Source organism: Parapedobacter indicus (genome assembly GCF_900113765.1).
Taxonomy (GTDB): domain Bacteria; phylum Bacteroidota; class Bacteroidia; order Sphingobacteriales; family Sphingobacteriaceae; genus Parapedobacter; species Parapedobacter indicus.
On sequence record NZ_FOQO01000009.1, the window covers coordinates 205,829 to 227,930 of the forward strand.

18 protein-coding genes are annotated in these 22,102 nt (G+C 46.2%); 4 read left to right on the forward strand and 14 right to left on the reverse strand.

What is annotated here, in order from left to right:
* Positions 1 to 17: 17 nt before the first annotated feature.
* From ctlX to glmM, 3 genes are read right to left on the reverse strand one after another with little or no spacing between them, the layout of a single operon-like run.
* Positions 18 to 926 carry a citrulline utilization hydrolase CtlX gene (ctlX, locus tag BMZ56_RS18355; protein ID WP_245893289.1) on the reverse strand — a complete coding sequence of 303 codons (909 nt, stop codon included), beginning with the start codon at positions 924 to 926 and terminating at the stop codon, positions 18 to 20.
* A 37-nt stretch (positions 927 to 963) separates the two neighbouring features.
* On the reverse strand, positions 964 to 2,412 hold the full coding sequence (locus BMZ56_RS18360) for an arginine deiminase family protein (RefSeq protein ID WP_090629138.1): 1,449 nt from the start codon (positions 2,410 to 2,412) through the stop codon (positions 964 to 966).
* Entirely contained in the window at positions 2,384 to 3,778 is a 1,395-nt protein-coding gene (gene glmM / locus BMZ56_RS18365) for a phosphoglucosamine mutase (RefSeq protein WP_090629361.1), read from the reverse strand. The genes BMZ56_RS18360 and glmM overlap by 29 nt, the downstream gene beginning before the upstream one ends.
* A 154-nt stretch (positions 3,779 to 3,932) precedes the next feature.
* Here glmM and BMZ56_RS18370 point away from each other — a divergent pair, with 154 nt between their 5' ends.
* On the forward strand, positions 3,933 to 4,517 hold the full coding sequence (locus tag BMZ56_RS18370; protein WP_090629139.1) for a phosphatase PAP2 family protein: 585 nt from the start codon (positions 3,933 to 3,935) through the stop codon (positions 4,515 to 4,517).
* Entirely contained in the window at positions 4,514 to 5,260 is a 747-nt protein-coding gene (locus tag BMZ56_RS18375) for a ZIP family metal transporter (RefSeq protein ID WP_090629140.1), read from the forward strand. The genes BMZ56_RS18370 and BMZ56_RS18375 overlap by 4 nt, the downstream gene beginning before the upstream one ends.
* A gap of 10 nt (positions 5,261 to 5,270) precedes the next feature.
* Here the strand turns inward: BMZ56_RS18375 and BMZ56_RS18380 are convergent, their stop codons facing one another.
* The 5 genes from BMZ56_RS18380 to BMZ56_RS18400 form a co-directional block, all read right to left on the reverse strand.
* Complete coding sequence (locus BMZ56_RS18380) at positions 5,271 to 5,747, reverse strand: MarR family winged helix-turn-helix transcriptional regulator (RefSeq protein WP_090629142.1); 477 nt, start codon at positions 5,745 to 5,747, stop codon at positions 5,271 to 5,273.
* Between the two features lie 155 nt (positions 5,748 to 5,902).
* Positions 5,903 to 6,643, reverse strand: coding sequence for a menaquinone biosynthetic enzyme MqnA/MqnD family protein (locus BMZ56_RS18385; protein WP_090629144.1), 741 nt, complete (start codon positions 6,641 to 6,643; stop codon positions 5,903 to 5,905).
* A gap of 5 nt (positions 6,644 to 6,648) precedes the next feature.
* A complete protein-coding gene (locus BMZ56_RS18390) occupies positions 6,649 to 7,275 on the reverse strand; it encodes a histidine phosphatase family protein (protein WP_090629147.1) in 627 nt (208 codons plus the stop codon).
* 12 nt (positions 7,276 to 7,287) lie between these two features.
* Positions 7,288 to 8,496, reverse strand: coding sequence for an aminofutalosine synthase MqnE (mqnE, locus tag BMZ56_RS18395; protein ID WP_090629148.1), 1,209 nt, complete (start codon positions 8,494 to 8,496; stop codon positions 7,288 to 7,290).
* A 75-nt stretch (positions 8,497 to 8,571) separates the two neighbouring features.
* Complete coding sequence (locus BMZ56_RS18400; RefSeq protein WP_090629150.1) at positions 8,572 to 10,392, reverse strand: ABC transporter ATP-binding protein; 1,821 nt, start codon at positions 10,390 to 10,392, stop codon at positions 8,572 to 8,574.
* Positions 10,393 to 10,500: 108 nt separating this feature from the next.
* Here BMZ56_RS18400 and BMZ56_RS18405 point away from each other — a divergent pair, with 108 nt between their 5' ends.
* Positions 10,501 to 11,688 (forward strand): pyridoxal phosphate-dependent aminotransferase, encoded by a 1,188-nt coding sequence (locus BMZ56_RS18405; RefSeq protein WP_090629151.1) that lies wholly within the window; start codon positions 10,501 to 10,503, stop codon positions 11,686 to 11,688.
* A gap of 11 nt (positions 11,689 to 11,699) precedes the next feature.
* Positions 11,700 to 12,539, forward strand: a complete 840-nt coding sequence (locus BMZ56_RS18410; protein ID WP_090629153.1) for a prephenate dehydrogenase — start codon at positions 11,700 to 11,702, stop codon at positions 12,537 to 12,539.
* Positions 12,540 to 12,616: 77 nt separating this feature from the next.
* On the opposite strand, the gene BMZ56_RS18415 is transcribed toward BMZ56_RS18410, so the two are convergent.
* The 6 genes from BMZ56_RS18415 to BMZ56_RS18440 form a co-directional block, all read right to left on the reverse strand.
* A complete protein-coding gene (locus tag BMZ56_RS18415; protein WP_090629155.1) occupies positions 12,617 to 14,563 on the reverse strand; it encodes an OmpA family protein in 1,947 nt (648 codons plus the stop codon).
* 38 nt (positions 14,564 to 14,601) lie between these two features.
* Entirely contained in the window at positions 14,602 to 15,612 is a 1,011-nt protein-coding gene (locus tag BMZ56_RS18420) for a PorP/SprF family type IX secretion system membrane protein (protein WP_090629156.1), read from the reverse strand.
* 43 nt (positions 15,613 to 15,655) lie between these two features.
* Positions 15,656 to 19,972, reverse strand: a complete 4,317-nt coding sequence (locus BMZ56_RS18425) for a DUF7927 domain-containing protein (RefSeq protein ID WP_090629158.1) — start codon at positions 19,970 to 19,972, stop codon at positions 15,656 to 15,658.
* A gap of 254 nt (positions 19,973 to 20,226) precedes the next feature.
* Positions 20,227 to 20,916 (reverse strand): response regulator transcription factor, encoded by a 690-nt coding sequence (locus BMZ56_RS18430; protein WP_143072966.1) that lies wholly within the window; start codon positions 20,914 to 20,916, stop codon positions 20,227 to 20,229.
* Positions 20,917 to 21,133: 217 nt separating this feature from the next.
* Positions 21,134 to 21,403, reverse strand: a complete 270-nt coding sequence (locus tag BMZ56_RS18435) for a hypothetical protein (protein ID WP_090629160.1) — start codon at positions 21,401 to 21,403, stop codon at positions 21,134 to 21,136.
* A gap of 106 nt (positions 21,404 to 21,509) precedes the next feature.
* Positions 21,510 to 22,079: a gluconate 2-dehydrogenase subunit 3 family protein gene (locus tag BMZ56_RS18440; RefSeq protein ID WP_090629162.1), complete on the reverse strand. Its 570-nt coding sequence runs from the start codon at positions 22,077 to 22,079 to the stop codon at positions 21,510 to 21,512.
* Positions 22,080 to 22,102 lie beyond the last annotated feature (23 nt).

Here is a 22,102-nt window from a genome sequence, read left to right on the forward strand (position 1 = left end):
AAACAAAGGTAACCATTTTATCCCGCACGTTCCGGGAGGAAAACTTCAGCTATCATGCAGCGTGCACTCCCCCCTCCATTCCGCTCAATCGTATCCAGCGATGTATGAAGAATGGGATTGAATGCCGTCAATTGTTCAAGCTGCTCGGTGTGCAATGAACGGTACGCCTGCGTCGACATGATCAGAAACCGTTTACCCGGTCTGTTTTTGACCTGCAGCATGTTGCCAGCAAATGCCTTCATCTGACGCATCGAGATAGGTATCTGTATTTTTCCCGACGTTTCGAGTATTTGGGATACGGACGATCGGTCGGATGGGGCAATGCTGTCCAGCGCAATTACGGCATACCGATCCGCTATACACATCATTACATTGGTATGATAAATAGCCTGTCCCCGCTCGTCAAAAGCATCAAACACCACGGGTTGATAACCCATTTGTTTACAGAATAACCGGAAAAGCGATTCATCCGTGCGTGGCGAGCGGCATGCATAAGCTATTTTGTTGACACGATCCAGCACAAAACTTCCCGTTCCCTCCAGAAATTTTCCTTCTGCCTCATTAGGGGTATAATCCAACGTACGGTGAATAACAAAACGTTTTTGGATGGATTCAAACACTGCCGGTTTACGTTCCAAGCGTCGATTTTCGGCAAACATCGGATATAAAACCAGTGAACCGTCTTCATGAAACGATATCCAGTTGTTCGGAAACACACTGTCCGGAGTATGGGGCATTTCTGTATCCTGCACAACGTGGACATCCATGTCGTTGCTGCGCAGTTTTTCAACAAATGCGTCGAATTCCCTGACCGCATGCTGTTGTATTTCCACGTTATCACCTGCTTCGGGCACCTGGAACGCGTTGTTTACCGCTGTCTGCGCATTGTAGCCGAAAAGCACCGGTCGGATCATTAATAGCGTCATAGCAACTTTGTTCAGTTAATCGGCAGCTCCTGTAACTTCAGTCTCTCAGCAGGGGCATACTCATGCAATGGAAGCCGCCCCGAGCACGAGACAATTCGGCGGAAGGCATGAGCACAAGTGTATCTTTCAATTCGTTTGCCCGTATACTCCCTTCCTCAAGTTGCACCAGCAATTCCGTTACATCCATCACGCTGAACCCGGTCTCACGGAATGCCTCGATCGTTTTATCATTCCGGTCGTAACCCAGTACTACCCCGTTGCCAAGCGCCAGTAAATTGCAGCTATCGGTCCACTGCTCACGTGCGTCATACGGAAATTGGTTATTGCCTGACAAAAGGATGCGTACATGCTCGGGATCGCATCCAAAGTCGACGACACTGATGTCTATCAAGAGATCTTCCAACGAAGCAAAAAAACGCGTCGTTGCAGGGTCCTCTTTCCTGAATTGGAAAATCTGCAGTTCCTGGGCGGTACGGGGCTGCACACCTAAAACACGGTGGACTTCATCGGTCTGCAATCCCTTCATATGTTTATTGGAAAAAACGCCGAGCATCACCCACACCTCGTCCTTTACCTGTGTAAATACGGTATCGATATGCATATAGTCCCGCTTGTTGGGGATTTTAATCACGGTGATCTTATCGACTACGTTCTTTTCGAAAAGTTTTTTTACCGCCTGAGCAGCGGCTTCCGAATTCGTGCGTTCACTGATGCCTATCAGCACATGGTTTTTGCTGACCACCATGACGTCGCCGCCTTCCAAGGTCACTTTCTCTGTTTCCGAATCATTGGGCAGTAAAAAGTGGTGCTGCGTATCCGTCAGCTCGATGATGTTGTCCCGATAGTGGGCAAAGAGCGGATGGTGGAAAAATATGTACTTGGCGATTAGTGCCTCTCGTTTGCGAGCTTCCTTTCTTGGTTTATTGAGTAGAATATGGTCGTTGATGACAATGCCAATGTCACGGGTGAAGATAAAATTCGGGATCGGCGGAAAGATCAATTCACTTTCGTCGGACGTTCCGCTGAAGAATACCCGGGCCAACACCGCGGGTGAATATTCCATCAACCGGCGTTGCACCTCATAACTGCAGGCCTCTATGGCGCACACCGACGCAACCAACTGGTTTTTGATCGCCCTATCTTCCAGGATATCCATGAGTAATACCTGCAACTCCACGACCTGTTGTGAGTGGTAGAAATCCGGGTGATCGGGTTTATAAAAGTTTCGGTAATGTGCAGGTGCATCGATCTGGGTCAATCGGCCCTTTATTTTCGTTTCATCCAGGAAATACAGTAGAAGCTTGACATAATAGTCGTACTCGTTCGCCCGGATGGTATTTAAATGTACGATGTCTTCAAACAACCAATCCTGCGCTTTGGAGGGCACTACTTTCCCCAAACCGCTGTCGGGACTGTGTATAAGTACCTTCCGCAGTTTTCCTACTTCCGAGGAAACGTTAATCCGGTTGTCTGCCGATAATGTCATTGATTTCTTCCATAATATTCAACGCAATTTCCGAGGCTTGTTCCGGAGTAGGTGCTTCTGAATAAATGCGGATGATCGGCTCGGTGTTGGATTTACGAAGATGCACCCATCCGTGCTCAAAATCGATCTTCAGTCCGTCGATGGTGCTATGAGGCACCTGGTCATACCGTTGTTCCATCGTTTTCAGCAATCCATCGATGTCTAACGCTGGCGTCAGTGTGATTTTATTCTTGGACATGAAGTACGAAGGATAGCCCGTGCGCAATTCCGAAATGCGTTTACCGCTTCCGGCTAAATGCGTGAGGAAAAGCGCAATCCCGACCAATGCATCCCTTCCGTAATGACTGTCTGGATAAATCACGCCGCCGTTACCTTCTCCACCGATTACCGCATTCACCTCCTTCATTTTGGTCACCACATTCACCTCGCCTACTGCGGCGGCGTGGTATTGGGAACCACTGGCGACCGTCACATCGCGCAACGCTCTTGTAGATGAGAGATTGGAAACGGTGTTTCCCGGTGTATGGCGGAGTACGTAATCGCTAACCGCTACTAAGGTATATTCCTCTCCAAACATCTCGCCATTTTCCATAACGAAGCAAAGCCGGTCGACATCGGGATCCACGGCAATTCCCAGGTCTGCCTGTTGCGCGATAACTAATGCGGATAAATCGGTTAGGTTTTCTGCGAGTGGTTCCGGATTGTGCGGAAAATGGCCATCCGGTTCACAATGAATCTTATAAATCGTCTGAACACCTAGGGCTTCCAGCAGCGCCGGCACAAAAATACCACCCGTTGAATTGACAGCATCCAAGGCAATTTTAAAATTGGCTTTCCGTATGGCTTCGGTATCCACCAATGGAAGTGCCAATATCTGGTCTATGTGCTTTTGCAGGTAGCTATCCGTAAAGGTTACCCTGCCCAATGCATCGACATCCGAAAAATCAAAATCCAGGTTTTCTGCAATGTCCAACACTTGCCTCCCTTCGGAATCGCTGATAAATTCCCCCTTATCGTTCAGCAGTTTCAATGCATTCCACTGCGCAGGGTTATGACTGGCTGTAAGGATAATGCCCCCTCCGGCTTGTTCGCCGGGCACCGCTATTTCTACCGTTGGCGTGGTGGATAACCCAAGGTCTACCACATCCATTCCGATGCTTTGTAACGTACCGACGACCAGGTTACGGACCATATCACCCGAAATACGGGCATCCCGTCCTAAGACCATCTTATTGATTCCGGTTTTGTTTTGGATGAAGCGTCCGAATGCTGCCGTAAATTTAACGATATCAACCGGTGTAAGCGCTTTTCCTGGCCTACCCCCTATGGTACCCCGAATACCTGAGATGGATTTAATTAACGTCATGTCGTTATTTTTGATTGCTAAATGGTCAACTACTTTTATATTGCTATCTTCGAAGCGGTAAAAATAGGAATATTGTTCTGGATAATTAAATTCACCCATTCGAATTGAAAATTCGGATTTATTCTTATTTTTGTTGCAACTTTGTTTAATTTACATGATCGATCAACTCGTTTCATTAGATCAGGAGGCATTTCTGGCGATTAACCAGGGATTAAGCAATGTCTTCTTCGATTGGCTGATGCCTGTTTTGCGTAATCCCTACACATGGGCGCCTTTATATCTTTTCATCATTGTTTTTTGCATCAGGAATTACCGGAATAAAGGGTTGCTTATCGTACTCTTTATATTGATCACCTTCGGTATTGCCGATGCGTTGTCGTCGTCGGTAATCAAAAAATCGGTCAAGCGTATCCGGCCGTGCAATGATATTGAGTTTAAAGAGGAAGTTGCTGTACGGGTTAGATGCGGCAGCGGTTATAGTTTTACGTCGTCGCATGCGGCTAACCATTTTGCGATTTCGACGGTGCTGATCATGATCTTTTACAGGCGCTGGAAGCATATCCTTTGGTTAGCGCTTATTTGGGCAGCACTTGTCAGCATTGCACAGGTATATGTAGGGGTTCACTATCCGTTAGACATTATCGCCGGAGCGTTATTGGGCTGCGCGATCGGTTACACAACCGGTTTGGTTTTCCGCGTGATTGTTCCTGATTTTGCACCTGTAAAAGGCGTATCATGAGTTCCACGGTAATTATTACAATCTTATTTGTTTCGGCGTTTGCAAGTGGAATTTCCGTATTTTTTGTGAAACGGGATAATGCGAACGCACTTAAACTTATACTTTCCTTCAGTGGATCTTATTTGTTTGCTATCACAGTATTGCATTTGATTCCGCACGTGTATCATACCCACGATACTACGGACGAGTCGATTGGTCTATTTGTATTACTTGGCTTCTTGTTTCAACTGATTCTGGAGCAGTTTTCGCACGGAATTGAACATGGACATATCCATCACATGCATCAATCAGGAACTACTATTTTTCCGTTTGGCATCATGTTTAGTTTATGTCTTCATGCCCTATTGGAAGGGATGCCCTTGGCTGCGCACCATCAAACCCAGCTCACATTCGGTATCGCACTTCACCATGTTCCGGCAGCCTTTGCGCTCGGCAGTTTGTTACTCCATACATCGCTATCGAAGCGTTACATTGTCCTGCTGTTGGCCGTATTTGCATTTATGACTCCCTTGGGTTATTTATTCAGCAGGGCCATCAGCAAAGGGGAGATTGGTCATATCGAGCAGTATTTCGATCGGATTATGGCTGTGGTTATTGGTATTTTTCTCCATATATCCACGACGATCTTATTTGAATCCGGTTCAGCCGATCATCATAAATTTAACAAGAAGAAAATGGTGGCTGTCGGATTAGGCATCGCGGTTTCATTGCTGAATTTTTTATTTGATGCACATACGCACTGAGAAATTATTCTCAGTGATCATCGGCCGCCAACGGCTGATACCCGCGGAGCTTGTCCAGCAATCCATTAAGAATACGGCATTCATCGTCGGTTATATTTTTTTGAAGTATATCCATCATCATCATACTTTCCTCAAGCGCTTCCAGCCTTTCCAGTCCTTTTTGCGTAATCATCACATCCACAGCCCGTCGATCTGTACTGCATTTACCTCTAGACACCAGTTCCTTGGCAACTAAACGATCAATAATACGCGAAACATCGGGCATTTTGTCCAGCATACGTTCCTTAACCAAACTGTTGGTAGCCGGCTTCGGATACTGCCCCCTCAATATGCGCAGCACATTGAATTGCTGCAACGTAATTTGCTCCAAATTGGCACGTTTTTCCAGAATACCGGTAATCCAATTACTGGTAAAGACGATATTTACGGTTGCCTTATGTTGTTCGTTGCGAAACTTACGTGTTTGTATTTCGTCTTCGATCCTCATCCGTATAGTTATTTAGTTTTCCTGTATTCGTCGAACTGCTTGTTAGTTGTTGTCACTCGAATCATCATTTCTCCGAAGACAAATTAAGTAACTATAAGCTAACAATTTAGTAGATTCGGCTCAAAAGTAAACATTTTTTACCAATGGAACAGGCATCACGGATTTATTGGTTCGCGATGTAATGTTTTCATCAATCTCAAAAATTCTGTTACCGCTTTTTTCTTTCCTTCGTCGTACCGATAGTCAATACTTTCCATCAGGTACTGGCGATAATCAAAATCAAGTCGTTTGGGCAACTGGTTGATGAGCACATCACGCTGGGTCAATCCATAAGCCAATGCACCATTAAATGATTCGATGAATGAAACCTCCAATGGTTTATTGGCAACCCAAGCGGCGAAAGCAAACGGAAGTCCCGTCAGTTTCTGCCAATACCACGACAAATCATAGGCATATGGATGCGCATATTGCTTTCCAAATGTCCGATCGCCGATTTCCACGTATGCATCGGCTTTTCCTTCCTTTACTACCTGCACCTCAAGGTTCCAATAATCCCGCAGTAAAATCTGCGCCAATCCATTTGATGTTCGGGATTGACCGTCCAACCGGAGCGACTCGATATCTTCAATCGGCTTTTCGCTGAAAATAAACACCGAATTAACCGCCCCCGAGGCACCTAAACAATAGTCTGAAACAACTTCCGCTTGGGGAATCTCCAGCAACGCTGCTACCGGCACAATACCTAAATCCGCCTCGTTGTGAATTAGCTTGTGTGCACAACTGCTTGGCACATCCAGGCTCAATTCGATCTGGCTGATGACGGGTGAATGCTGTAATCCGTAGATAAACGGTAGCGTATTGGTATAAGATACCGCGGATACACGAACTTTTTCCATGCTTATTAGTCTGTATATAACCCTTCCAGGTGTTGAATGTTGTATGCATCTTCAATAGAAAATGCGTGTCCATCGTATCGAACTCTGTACAAAGCCGTATTGGTATGCGGGAAATCGTCCATTAGTGCGATGTCGCGATCGATGAGTATGGATAAGAATACACGCATAGCCCGGCCATGCATGCAAATCAGAATTTTTTCCTCCTCTTTTTTGGAAAGGATGTAGTTGAGTGCATCCCGCTGCCGTATGGCCAATTGATTAGGGGTTTCTCCTCCTTCTACACATATGTCCAGTTCGCCATTGCGCCATCGGGTTATCAGATTGGAGAAACCTTCCATCACTTCAGGAGTTTGCTCCTTGCCTTCGTAAATCCCCCACCCGATCTCGTCAAGTCCCTGCAGTTGTTCCATCGGCAAGCCGGCCTGAAGAAATGGGGCTACCGTTTGGTGAGTCCGCAGCAACGTAGATGTATAGATTTTATCGAACTGTTCGTCTTTATAATGGGCATAAAAGGCCCCGGCCTGCATCGTGCCCATTTCATTCAAAGGAGCATCCACCCCGCGCCCCTGCACGATTCCTTTGAGGTTCAGATCCGTTTGGCCATGGCGAATGATATAGAGTAATTTTTTCAAGAACGTATGCTGCTATTTGTCGTTTAGTACGGGTAACTGGTAATATTTCGGTTGTTTATCGGCATGTTCATCCGCAAAGGTTACATCCTTATAGTCCGTAATGACCCGATAAAGGGTGTCCCGTTCTATGGGATGTCTGCCGGTGTTACGGATTAATTCAACCAACTCCCTTGTCGTCATTGCCGGATGCTGTTCCTCGGCTCCAGCCATGGAATAAATTTTCGTCGTGTCGTCAAGTGTTCCATCGATGTCGTTCACTCCGAATCCAAGCGCCAGTTGAGCAGTTTGGCGGGAAATCATTGCCCAATAGGCTTTTATGTGCGGAAAGTTATCAAGGTAAATGCGACTGATGGCATAGTTTCGCAAATCTTCCACCACGGTTGATTCAGCCACGTACGACATCTGGTTATCCTTATTCCTGAATTTAAGCGGAATAAAGGTCTGGAAACCTCCCGTTTTATCCTGTAATTGCCGTAATCGTTCCATGTGATCCACGCGGTGCCAATACTGTTCGATATGGCCGTACAACATGGTCGCATTGGAGTGCATCCCCAGTTTATGCCATTCTTCGTGGATTTGCAACCATTGCTCCGCGTTGCACTTGTCTTTCGCGATCTGTTCGCGGATTTCCGGGTGAAAAATCTCTGCTCCCCCTCCTGGCATGGACTCCAAGCCAGCGTCTTTCATCATGGCCATGCCGGTGGCATAATCCACTTTAGCCTTCTTAAAAATATAATGGTACTCGACAGGTGTAAGTGCTTTGACATGAAGGCTTGGACGATGACGTTTGATGGCGCTGAATAAATCCATGTAAAATGCCATGTTGTATTGCGGCAGCACCCCTCCTACGATATGCACCTCTGTTACCGGCTCATTGTCATACGATTTCACTTGACTGAGCATTTCGTCCATTGTCGCTTCCCACCCATCTTCGCGCTGTTTAATCAGCCGTGAATACGAACAAAACTTGCAATCGTATACACACAGATTGGTTGGCTCGATGTGAAAATTCCGGTTAAAGTACGTCTTGTCACCATGGAGCCTTTCCCGTATAAAATTTGCCAATACGCCGAGATAGCCCAGTTCACCGCGTTCATACAGCGCCACTCCTTCCGCTTCGGAGATCCGCTGTCCGTGGTAAACCTTCGTAGCGATGGTTTTCAGTTCCTCGTCCAGATTCTTGTTTTCAAGAAGGAAAGTGAGTTTTTTTTCGGCATCCATATCCTGAACTCTTAGTGAGCAAATTTAGCTAAACTTGCCCTCAATTGCAATTATAGGTAGTTTTTATCATACGCTTCATTCGCCAAACTGCTGCATATCAATCAATTTTTTGTATAGACCATCGCGGGCCAGCAACTGTTGATGAGTACCTTGTTCTACGATCACCCCAGCATCAAGTACGATGATCTGGTCCGCATTTTGGATGGTGCTAAGGCGATGGGCGATAACAAGGGTTGTCCGGTTTTGCATCAGTTTGGCTAACGCCTCCTGTACTAGCTTTTCAGACTCGGTATCCAATGCGGACGTTGCCTCATCTAACAACAAAATGGGAGGATTTTTCAGGACAGCCCGCGCTATGCAAATCCGTTGGCGCTGCCCTCCTGATAATTTAATTCCACGATCACCAATATAGGTTTGATAGCCAGCCTCTGTTTCAAGAATAAATTGGTGCGCGTTTGCAATTTTTGCCGCTGTTATGACGTCTTCTTCGGTTACATCTTTCGTTGCAAAAGCAATGTTGTTATAGATCGTATCATTGAATAAAAAGGAATCTTGATTGACCAAACCAATCAACTCTCTCAAATCAGTTGTTTTTAGTTGCTTTACATTGATATGATCAACCAGGACTTCGCCTTCCTGGGCTTCAATAAATCGGGGTATCAAATCCATCAATGTAGACTTACCACCGCCCGACGGCCCTACCAGTGCGACCGTTTTGCCTTTAGGAATATGGAAGTTGACGTGTTTGAGCACCTGCCTATCGCCGTATGCAAAGCTGACATTGGCAAGTGAAACACCCTGGTTGAACTCGGTAAGTGATTGTGCATCGGGTGCATCGGGCATCTCATTTCTCTGATCGATGAGATCCAGTACCCGTTCGCCGGCGGCTATTCCTGAATGGATATTGGCGAACGAATCGGTCAGCGCCTTCGCCGGACGCATGACTTGCGAGAACAGCGCAATATAGGTAATAAAGGCTGCTGCAGATAATTCGCCAGAACCGCTTAACACTAAATTGCCTCCATAAAGTAACACAACGGCTACCATCGCCACCCCCAGCAACTCGGATACGGGCGATCCCAACTGTTGCCGACGCACCATCCGTCGACTGATCTTTGCCAGCAAAACGTTTTCATCGTTGAATTTTTTCTTGATGAAGTCAGTTGCGTTGAAGGCTTTGATGATCTTCACTCCTGACAGTGCCTCATCCAGGTAGCTGATCATATTGCCATAAACTTGTTGTGCCCGAATAGCCTGTGCCTTGAGGCGCTTTACGATCCGAGAAATTACGAATGCGGAGACTGGAATCACCGCTACGGCAAACAGGGTCAATTCAGTGGAAATTAGGAACAGTGCAATGATGTAAAAAATCAGCGTAAGCGGCTCCTTAAACACGACTTGCAACGTCCCCGTAACCGAGAATTGTACGACTTGTACATCGGACGCAATCTTTGAGATGATATCACCTTTACGCTGATTATTGAAATAGCCAACATGTAAATCCATCACGTTATCGAACACCGCCTTACGCAGATTCAATAAGGTGTGAATACGGAGGTTTTCCATAATACGCTGTGATAGATAACGGAAAAGATTACTGAGGAACACAGATATGACGATAATAATACACACTCTTTTCAATGCTTCGTACGGACCATAAATTAGCCCCGCTTGTGTAGCGTAGTAATTGAAGCTATCTTTCATGTCATACCAGTGCGCTGGCTTTGCTACTTCGGTCAATCCCTCTCCGGTATTAAACAATGTTTGCAATAGCGGCATAACCAATGCGAGGTTTAAAACACTGAATACAACACTCAATAACGTAGTAAAAACGTAGGGAATGGCAAATTTTTCGATAGGTTTGGCGTACGAAAGTAATCTAAAGTATGTCTTCATCAAGCACTAAGCAAGCGGCAAAGTTACCAAAAAAAGAAAGGCCACCCGAAAAATACGAAGCTAAATATTGCTCGGTTTTACTTAATTTAGTCGCCTAAACGTAAAAAAATGCAAATACAGGTTGCCAAACGGTTACAGCATACCGAAGAATATTATTTTTCAAGAAAACTACGTGAAATTGAAGCACTGAATCAGTCGGGCGAAAAAGTTATCAATTTAGGCATTGGAAGCCCTGATTTGCCCCCCCATCCTTCCGTGGTAGAAACACTGCACGAATATGCACTGCTTCCCCATACTCACGCTTATCAAAACTATCAGGGGATTTTGCCGCTTCGAGAAGCAATTGCCAACTGGTACGCTCGGTATTATGAGGTGTCTTTAGATCCGAACAAAAATGTACTGCCACTTATTGGCTCAAAAGAAGGAATTGTACACATCTGTATGACTTATCTAGCTGACGGAGACGAAGCACTTTTTCCGAATCCGGGATATCCGGCCTATTCAGCAGCCATACGCCTAAGCGGGGCTACTGGTATTCCATATACCTTGACCCCTGAGAACAATTGGCTACCCAATTTGGATGCGTTGGCAAAAACAGATCTGAGTCGTGTAAAAATCATGTGGCTCAACTATCCGCATATGCCTACAGGAACTGTAGCTACCGGAACTTTTTTCGGGGAAGCTGTTGCTTTCGCCAAACAACACAATATCTTGCTTTGCCATGACAATCCGTATAGCTTTATACTTAACGACCATCCGCAAAGCATCATGGCGCTTGAAGGGGCCTTTGATGTAGCAATCGAACTTAATTCGCTGAGCAAGTCCGCTAATATGGCAGGATGGCGTATCGGGATGCTCGTTGGCGCAGAAGCACGTATTAAGGAGATTATCCGTTTTAAAAGCAACATGGATTCCGGCATGTTTCTTCCCGCTCAAATGGCAGCGGCTAAGGCGCTGTCGTTAGGCCCCGAATGGTACAGCGAACTGAACCGCACGTATCGAAATCGAAGGGAAAAAGTATACCAGTTATTGGATACGTTGGGGTGCAGCTATGACAAAGGACAGGTCGGTCTGTTTGTATGGGCCAAAATACCGAAATCGTATGCAGACGGATATGCACTGAGTGACGAAGTGCTTCATCGATCAAGGGTGTTTATCACTCCTGGTGGTATCTTTGGGGACGCTGGCATGTCGTATATCCGCGTAAGCCTTTGTGCGGCGGAGTCCACCTTGGACCAAGCTTACAAACGTGTTGTCCTCGCCGCTGCGGCTGACAACGATTCATCCATTTCATAATATAAGTGACAATGAACATAGCCATTGTTGGCGTCGGACTCATTGGAGGGTCTGTCGCCATCACTCTGAAAGAAAAAAAAGCCGTTTCTAAGATTATTGGCGTCGACAAAAGCGACACCAACTTAAAAAAAGCACTCCAATTGGGACTCATTGATGAGGAGACTACGCTTGAGGAAGCAATCAATCGGAGTGACGTTATTTTTCTCACGATACCGGTAGATGCCATCCTTCAGTTATTGCCTTCTATTCTGGACCGCATCACACACCAAGTGGTTGTCGATATGGGATCAACCAAAGAGGGAATCTTACAAGCCGTTGCTAACCATCCCAACCGCGGACGATTAGTGGCTGCCCACCCGATGGCCGGCACCGAATATTCCGGTCCGGAAGCAGCCATTCCCGAATTATTTAAGGGTAAGATGATGGTTTATGTCGACGTTATGCATAGTGATGAAGATGCCTTTGATACGGTGGATGCCATTACTGAACAATTGGAGATGCGTACCGCATTTATGGAGGCACATGAACACGATGTACATACCGCTTACGTATCTCATATTTCACATATTACGTCATTTGCATTGGCACTTACCGTATTGGAAAAGGAAAAGTCTCAGGGCCGAATTTTTGAATTAGCAGGTTCTGGATTCGAATCCACGGTTAGGCTCGCCAAAAGTTCGCCGGATATGTGGACCCCTATTTTCAAACAGAATCGAGATAACGTACTTGAAGTCCTGCAGGAACACATCAAACAATTACAGAATATCCAACAAGCACTCAGCGAGGAAGACTATGAAGCCTTCCACAAATTGATTAAGAAATCGAACAAAATCCGCAGAATTCTCAAATAAGACGGATGTATTTTACAAAGAGAAGTCGCCTCAACTGGCTTGAGACGACTTCTTCATTTTCAGGTTAAACGGGAATATCAATATTCCAATATCGTTACCTCGGTTCTTCGATTGGCTTGGTGCTCGGCCGCCGAACACTCAACTCCATCCGCACACCGGTTTACCAACCGCGTTTCCCCATATCCTTTGGCCACCATCCGAGCGCGTTCTATTCCCCGGCTTACCAAATAATCTACTGCCGATTGTGCCCGCCGTTGCGACAATATTTCATTGTAGGCATGACTGCCACGACTGTCGGTGTGACTGGAAAGCTCAATCTTCAAGGTTGGGTTATCGCGCAGTGTACGGACCAGTTCGTCCAATATCACTGCCGCGTCGCGACGGATGTTGTATTTATCAAAATCATAATAAATATTTTCCAGTTCAAATGTCTGTCCTACTTGGAATATTGGTTCTAACAAGAGCGCGACTTCCAATGTGTCGGATTGCGTAATTCCCTGTGTGCTCACTTTCGAGGAATCCGCATGATATCCTTCCTTCTGTCCCAGCACCGTGTAATCCCTGTCACGGTCAAGAACAAATTCAAATGTTCCGTTACCGCTGCTCCGCTGTTTGGCTACGATCGCTCGCGCACCATCGTACAGTGTTACTGTTGTGGCAGGCAACCGATTACCAGTGGCTTTATCTGATGTGGTACCTTTTAGAATAATGATAATCTTTGGTTTGGAGAACGAAAATGAATAGATATCATCGCCTCCCTTACCACCTTTTCTATCGGAAGCGAGGAATCCACGGAAACCGGCTTCATCTTCCTCGTAAACCAGATAGGCGAAATCGTCGGAGGCGCTATTGACCGGATACTTTAGATTTTCAGGGCTACTCCATTGGCTTTTACTGCCCATCGACCGAAAAACATCAAGACCGCCCATACCCGGGAAACCATCACTTGAGTAATAGAGTGTTCCATCTGGCCCTATACTGGGAAACAGCTCGTCACCCGCACTATTGATTATTGTTCCCGCATTGACGGGATCACCCCACGTCCCGTTAGCCTGCCGTTCGCTATACCAGATATCTGTGCCACCATGGCCTCCGGGCATATCACTTGAAAAATACAATATGCTTGCATCGGTTGAAAGAGCAGCGTGACCTACCGAATAGTTCTTTACGTTGTTATACGCAAACGGTTCGGAAACCCATGTTCCATTTTCCAGTTGATAGCGATACAACTCCAATAGCTGAGTACGGTATCTATGTCCCGCTACTTTCTGTTGTTCACCTTCTTTGCCGGTATACGTCCGTGTTACATACAATGTTTTACCGTCTTGTTCGGCAACAACCGGTCCGATGTGGTATTTTCCGTTATTGAGGTCTGAATCAGCAAACGAAGGACGTCCGAGATTGCCTTCCGATGAAAGCGGTGCCGTATACACCCGTAAAAATGCGTTGCCCGTCCAGCCGTAGGTTTTTCCAACGGCTTCATCCATGGGTTCCCCGGTATAATACACTTGATTTCCCACGGGAAAAACAGAAAACTCAGCATTTACGGTGTTCACCAACGCTTCATTCTGTAACCGATGCAATGTAGGCGATGACATCCAGCGCAATGCCGAATCACATCCTGCTAGCTGCACCGCAACAAATGGAGCGTTACCCGTTTGACTTGCGTACTTCTCCAGTTGTTTTTTTGCCTCTGCGTACTTTCCGTTCATTTTGAGAATCTCTCCATACCGGAGTAGATTTTCGGGTGAGCCATCGGCGTGTTGTACAACGCGGGCGTACCAATTTTCGGCCGATTCGTAATCATTCATTTTCGAATAACTATCTGCCAACCGTTCAAGGTCGTGTAAACGAGGTTTGCGAATATCGACAAGTTTGGTATACAGTTTCACCGCATTTGCGTATTCATAGCGACTATATAATTCGTCCGCTCGATCCCGCAGGCTGGGTTGCTCCTGAGCAACAACGATGCCAGCGAACAGCATCAGCATACCGATTATCATCCCTGAGTATCTCTTGTTCATATCTTTATGGATTAAAAGAAAATGTCCCATCAATTGCTTTAGAAAAATCGTGGACTTAGTACCCGCTGTGCTTTCGGACCGAAAGTGATTCCCAGCGTGATTTCATGCGATCCGTTCTGGACGTTCGAAAGACGGCTAACAATATGATCGTATGAATACCCAATGCGTAGTACGTCTGTCACATAAATCTGAGTGATCGCGGAAAACGAGTTACGACCATTGAGGCTATTTCCACTCACACGGTTATATTCGCGTTCGAAAACTGTCACGCCGGTTCGCCATCCAGCCCCCAGCCAAAAACGGTCACCGAAAATAAACATTGCATTGAGGTCTAAGCTTGTTGGCCCATTGAAATCCTCTTTCACCAACAAGCTCGGCCTTAGCTTGAGTCCCTTAGAAAGATCAAACAGTGCTCCACCGATGAAATACAGGTGCCGCTTGCGACGTATATTGTCCGTGGTTGTATTGTCCCACCGGAAAATATTATTGCTTTGGTCGCCCGAAAGCAGGTCCATTACGGAAACACCCGCATACCATTTCGGATTATAATAATACACTCCGAAACGGACATCCGGAACCCAGTTGCTTATTTTACCTGCTGGCAGTACCTGATCTCCTCCCTCGACGGGATCAAGCAGTGAACCATCGAGGCTGTATTGCGTCACACCAGCAGCGACACCAAAACTCAACCGCTGGGTATCCTCTTCATTTAATCGCAAGCGAAAGGCATAATTTGCATAGGCCGAAGTCGCAGATTGCGGTCCCAGTCTGTCTGCCGTGATCTGCATCCCGACACCATGTCGTTTGTTTATCGGATCGGCAACTCCGTCTATCGATAGCAGCCCCGTTTGGGGGGCGCCTTCAAGCCCCACCCATTGGCTCCGCAGTCCTAATTGACCAAACCACTCTTCCTTGTATCCCGTGTACGCGGGATTGACACTCATCGAATTGAATATGTATTGCGTAAATTGGATGTTTTGCTGGGCATGCGCCTTCCACGCTGCACTGATACCAATTGCGAACACTACCGATTTTATAATGTGCTTCATAGCTTTGTTTTTAGAATCGAATCCTTATTTATGCAAATCGATGTTATTGCCGTTTGATTAATACCCATCCTGCGTGCCGTTCCCGGGTTCCACCGTCGTGGGTGATGATCACGTAATAATAAGTACCTTCATTCAGCCCTTGGCCATCCCAGTCATTCCGGTAATCGCGATTGCGGTACACCTCATTGCCCCAACGGTTCACCACCGTGATTTCTACCCGATCAAAGCCTTCAATTCCTACAATTTCAAAGACATCGTTACGTCCATCACCATTGGGTGTAAACACATTCGGAATCTTAAATTGGCGGGCATTTACTTCAACGGTGATCGTTGCCACATTTGACACCAAACCATTTTCATCGCTTACCTCATACGTTAATGTGCTAGTGCCCGTAAAACTTTCCGCAGGCTCGAACGTGACCGCTCCTTGGGCATTTACGGAATACCGTCCTTCTCCCGCGATGGTAACCGTACTTACCCGGTTGCCGGCTTCATCAATCAATTTGACCGTAGACGGAACGATTGGACTACTGCCCGCTTGATCGTTGCTTAGTACCGGAATGGTTACAGCTTGTCCATAGGGTGTAGAGGCATGATCATCTACCGCGGTCGGTGCGATTTCAGCGGCCACACCCTCAACGATGATTGCGATCGCCGCTTCGTTTGACTCCTGTCCGTTTTCATCCTCGACGACATAATTTACCGAGCTATTTCCGACGTAATCCGCATCCGGTGTGAAGGTTACTTTTCCGTCCGTGTCTACCGTATACGTGCCTTCTCCTGCCAGCGTCACCGTGGTTACCTGATCACCAGTTATTGGATCAATCAGGCGGACAGACCCCGGAACCAATGGACTACTACCCTCGGTATCGTTTGTTAATACCGCGATCGTTATCGGCTCACCTTGATTGGTATTGCCTTGGTCATCATTGGCTGTCGGGCCAGTAATCACAGGAACTTCGGGGGATTCCGGATGCTCTATTTCTGGATTTTCCGGGTCGCCCCCCGTTACTACAGCTACGTTCCTTATTGCGTCCACACCCTCGAGTTCTTCGACTACCTGTACGTTGAAAGTCACCGCTACTTCTTTTCCAAATGGGACATCGATTGTCCAGCTCAGTGTACCGCTAGCAAATTCGCCGCCATGGGTTGCACTGCCTGCTACATAGGTCGTATGAGCAGGAATTTCATCTTCAATGGTGATTCCTTTGTAGTCTTCAGCGCCTGTATTTTTTACGCTGATGCGATAAGTCAGTTCCTCGCCCGCTTGTGCGTTGCCGTCTCCTGTTGCGTCTGACACGGTTTTAACGGATTCAAATTGCTTTCCGGAATTTGTCGGTGTTTCGGTTTCCGGTTCTTCTGGGGTTTCCGGATCTTCGCCCGTTACCTTCGCCACGTTGCGGATACTTTCCATGCCGGTCAGGTCATCGCCCACCACTACGGTGAAGCTGACTTTACGTGATTCGCCGAAGGGAACGTCAATTGTCCAGGTCAATGTGTTGCCTGTAACCGTGGCACCCTCGCTTGCACTGCCTTCCTTATAGGTGGTTCCCGTTGGAACATCATCTTCCACCGTGATGCCCGCGTAGTCCACATCACCCGTGTTGGTAACCGTAATCATGTAGGTCAGCTCCTCGCCTGCCTTCACGGATTGCTTGTCCGCCGCCTTGTCCGCCGCGAATGATTTCGCAGGGTCCGTCGGTGTTTCGGTTTCCGGTTCTTCCGGGGTCTCCGGATCTTCGCCCGTTACCTTTGCTACGTTGCGGATACTGGCAATATCCGTCAGGTTATCGCCCACCACAACCGTGAAGCTCACCTCCCGGCTTTCGCCGAAGGGGGCATCAATTGTCCAGGTCAATGTGTTACCGGTAACTGTGGCACCCTCGCTCGCACTGCCTTCCTTGTAGGTTGTTCCCGTCGGAACATCATCTTCCACCGTGATACCCGCATAATCCACGTCGCCCGTGTTGGTAACCGTAATCGTGTAGGTCAGCTCCTCGCCTGCTTTCACGGATTCCTTGTTGGCCGCCTTGGTAGCTGTGAATGACTTCGCCGGGTCTGTATCGATACGTACAGAAGGTCGCTGCGGATCAGTTAATTCGGCACTTGTAACGGTGGCTACATTCTCAATTTGATCGATACCTGTCAAGTTATCCGTAACTACTACAACGAAGTCAACAGCTACCTGCGAATGGGCTGGAACTTTTATGTCCTTCCAAGTAATCAAGCTAACACCATCGTAATTACCTTCGCTGCTGAAGAACACGGTATGCTGCGGAATTTCATCGGTTATTGTCGCCACGATATCCCGATCGTAGGCATTACTAATCTGAATGCTATAGGTTAATTGTTCGCCCGCCTGCGCCAATCCGTCGTTGTTTTTATCTACAACGGTTTTTTGACTGGTCAAATCGCAGTCGTCCGCAATCAAAACGGAAACAGGTTCCGTATACCCCTCACATTCCAATCCATTTAGCGTAGAAACGGCTACCCGCCTGAAAAATGTATTTTGGTCTACAGCCGCGGGTGCATATGAGGCGTCTGTAGCTCCGTCAATAACCTCCCAGGCTGTCTCATCTATGCTGCTTTCCCAACGGTAGCCTACGATACCAGCCCCGCTTGCATCCACAGTAGACGCAAGGATCGCGGGAACGGCACCTAGGCAAGTGGTTTGATTACCGCCTATGGTACCGGCATTCACATCATTGATTTTCACAGTTACAGCAAGGCGTTCCACACTCTCACAACCGTCAATGGTTTGTGTGGCATAATATAATTCGCCGTCAAGCAGCGCTTCAGTGAGAGCCAGCACAGTGCCGGAAGCATCGTACCACCGGATATCCGCTCCATTAGCCATCAAATCGGCGACCGTAGGAGCTTCCATCGCACAAAAGGTCTGAACTTGTTCGGAAGCAGTCGGTGGAGGTGCGACGGTTACTGTTACCTCGACCGGATCCGAAAACCCTTGTCCCACACAATTATCTTTAATGGCTTGTACGCGGTACCGGGTTGTCTCTTGCAATGGCCCGGTATTCAATGTGAAACTCGACTCGTTTTCAATGGTCACCCATTCTCCGTGGGTAGAAATATTCTCATATTGCCAGAGATATTCATAATCTCCTGCATCCGTTCCGTTTATGATAGACGCTTCGAGCGCAGATGCATCGCCCGCGCATACCGTAAGTGGTACAGCTGCAATGACTGGAAGATGATCGTGTACACGCAATAAAATTGCATTGGACACCGTCCGGCAATTTTTGTTCGTAAGCGTCAAAGGATCGCCTGCTGCAATCACGCGATACTCATAATTATCGTCCGCTAAAGCAGCAGGAAAGGTAAAGGTCTGTTGGTTGTCAGCGATCGGTCCCACGGCATTTCCGACATTCTCAAAATCATTGCCCTCCAGATCGTTTCCCTCGGCATTGATTTTACGACGTTGCAATTGATAATAATAACGATTATAAGCACCCTGACTTACTTCAACATCATACGCCACCTCATATCCGACACAAACCGCTTCAGAATAATTGCTTACAAGGGTAATCGGTGGCCCCATTGGCCTGAAAGTAATATCATCCATTGCCAAATCATTCCCACGATATTCCTCAACGGCATTCCTGATTTGCAATCGAACCGTGCTGACATTTGCCGGCATATCAAAGTCCATTTTCAATTCATACCAAGTGTTCTTTTTTAATATATCGGAATCATCCGTGGTATGCGTTGCGATCGGAGAAACCGCACCTCCACTTTGCTCATAGGCATCGTTATCGAAAATATCCAGGGTGATTTTGGGCTTTGGTAAATTATTTTCCCTATTGATATCCTTGATCCATACCGAAAATTGGAACTTAGTACCGGCGCACAGGTTTTCAACGACACGATCAAAATACAAGGTTGTCGACGAGTGAGCATCTACTAAGAGCATATACCCTTTGCCGGTGTTCGTCGTGTGATCATAGCCGGTATAAAAGTAAGAATTTTTATATCCAGAAGAATTGGTCGCAATCGAATACGAACCCTTTCTAGCGTTATAATCGATGAATCGTGGCCCCCAGTTCGGATCCCCCCAAGTACCGTATTCAGGTGGCACGTGAGCTGGTGTATAGAACAGCAAGGATTGGATGTAATCGATACTTTCATTTTTAAAAGTAACTGTATTTTCACCGTTATAGCCGTTAAATGAATAGGTCGTTCCATTCCCCCCCGATCCGGTTGTTGCTGTGCCAAAATCTTCAAAAAAAAGGGGGTCACCCAAGCTCGGTGTTTGGGAAAAACTCTGGGTAGCTCCAAGAAGCAATCCCAACAGTATAAATATACCCAAAAGTTTGCTATTACTAATACGTAAAATATCTCTCATATCGATTTACAATTATCCAATACTCATAAATTACCCTGACAGCCAATACTTTATGGCTGATCATTTTCCGAAACTCTAAGTCTATCTCGTTAAGAATAATCAATAGATGCCTGCGTGTCTCCAGGTAGCAATGCTGCTTTCTTTCGACGCACAAAGAGAAATATTTACCGGACGATAGGCAACCAAGTGTATATGAACGACAGGAAAATGTATGTGAACAGAAGTTTTCGTAGAAGAAAAACTACAACAGGATGCTATCGATAGATCTTCCAAATCGCAATGAGGTCAGAAAGTGTCTTAACACCTGCTTTCTCAAAGATTCGTTTTTTATAGGTACTGATGGTCGTTTCTTTGAGATTCATCTTCCTGCCTATTTCAGTCAAGGACACTCCTCGGACGAGTCGTTCGACAATTTGGGTCTCACGCTTTGACAATATGTCCAACGGGTTATCTCTGCCCAGCTCTGCTTCTGTGGCAAATAATGGAATATCCCGTTGATTTTCAAAAAAGATACCACCGCTAAGTGCTGTCTTTATCGCTAAAATGATGCTCCCGATATCGGCCTTTTTAGCCAAAAAACCATTTGTACCAAACGCTAGGTATTTCGGACCGTATACAGCTTCGTCCAATTCGGAAAAAATAAGTATGCGGGTTGCTGGACTAATAGATTTGATATGCTTGACTGTGCCTAATACATGCACGCTATCTCCAATTTCTGCGTCTAAGACAACCAAGTCGTACGGCTTTTTGGGTAGATCATTGAGCGCCGTCTGAAAACTCTGGGCTTCGCTGATGGCCGACAGGGGAAAATGCTGCTGCACCAACCATTTCATAGCAATGCCGACGATTTCATGGCAATACGTCAAAAAAATATTCTGTTTCATGTATGCTAATTCCACCCCGTTATCAATCTGCTTCTGGTTCAAAATCTGCTTTTGGTTCAAAATTACGCGGTTAAACAGGGATCGAAAAACGATTGCATGCAAACAACAAAAAAATGTATATGAACGACATAAACAAAAAAAACCGCGCCTTTGGGAAGCGCGGTAAAAACAAAATGTTTTTTATCAACCTAAACCTAACTCTTTAACGCATTCACGTTCGATTTGTTGTATAGGGTTTACCTTATTTTTTTACGAGGTATCAACGAATACATCGCTGTCAATAATCGATATCCAATAGGCTACCCAAGGGCAATACTACGCCATTTTTAATCTGCAATGCATCTTCTGTAAGGGTCCAAACGGTTGTTTCTACACATTTGGGTCCATCCAGCGTCTGGAATGTGATGGTTGCTTTTGATTTAAATTCATTTCCCAAGCGCAGTGCGCCTCTCAATTTATCTAGCAATTCCATTGAATGATCCTCCGATGCCCGTGTCAATTTATACTTCGGGATATCTTCCTTGGGTATTAATTCTGCACCTATCATATTGATTGTTGATTTCGATCAACAATACTACTAAAATACTTGCTGAATTACAATCAAGGACGTGAAAAATTGCAGTTACATGATATCTGCTTTAGCACTCTTTTTTTTAAGTTGCCCAAGCCTTATCTCCCTTTTTATAAGGATAATCACCATCGTATTTGCCTGGAACCTGCACATAACGCAACGCTTTGGTGGCACCTAATTCTGATGTAAAAAACCCAAGCAATGTCAACTGTTTAAACAAGTTAAAATAATGATTGGGATCTTTTTCGTCCTTACTTTTCTGATATTCCTTTGCTTCCTTATCAATGGAATTCAACAGTTCAGTACGTTCGGTTTTATTCAATTCCTGAAACTTCTTACTAAATTTCTCATTAGCAGCTTCTTCTATTTTATTAAGGCCATTGATAAAGGTATCTTGTTCCTTTTTGGTGTAGCAATCTCTTACCATAACGGGAATAAACGCCCCTACGCCTGCCTCTTTTGCTCCCGGGCTGCTTGTAGGGGGTAGTATGGTGTCAGCTACATCACCAAGAAAATCCACGGTTTCTGGATCAAATAGACTCTCTACATTTTTGGTGGCGGTGCGGGTGCATCCTTCCAAAAATAAATTGGCACCGACAACGGCTCCTCCCATGATCCATGCCACCCTTGCCAAAGCTTCTCTTCTATTCATGCTTGTTTATTTTTAATGTCTAA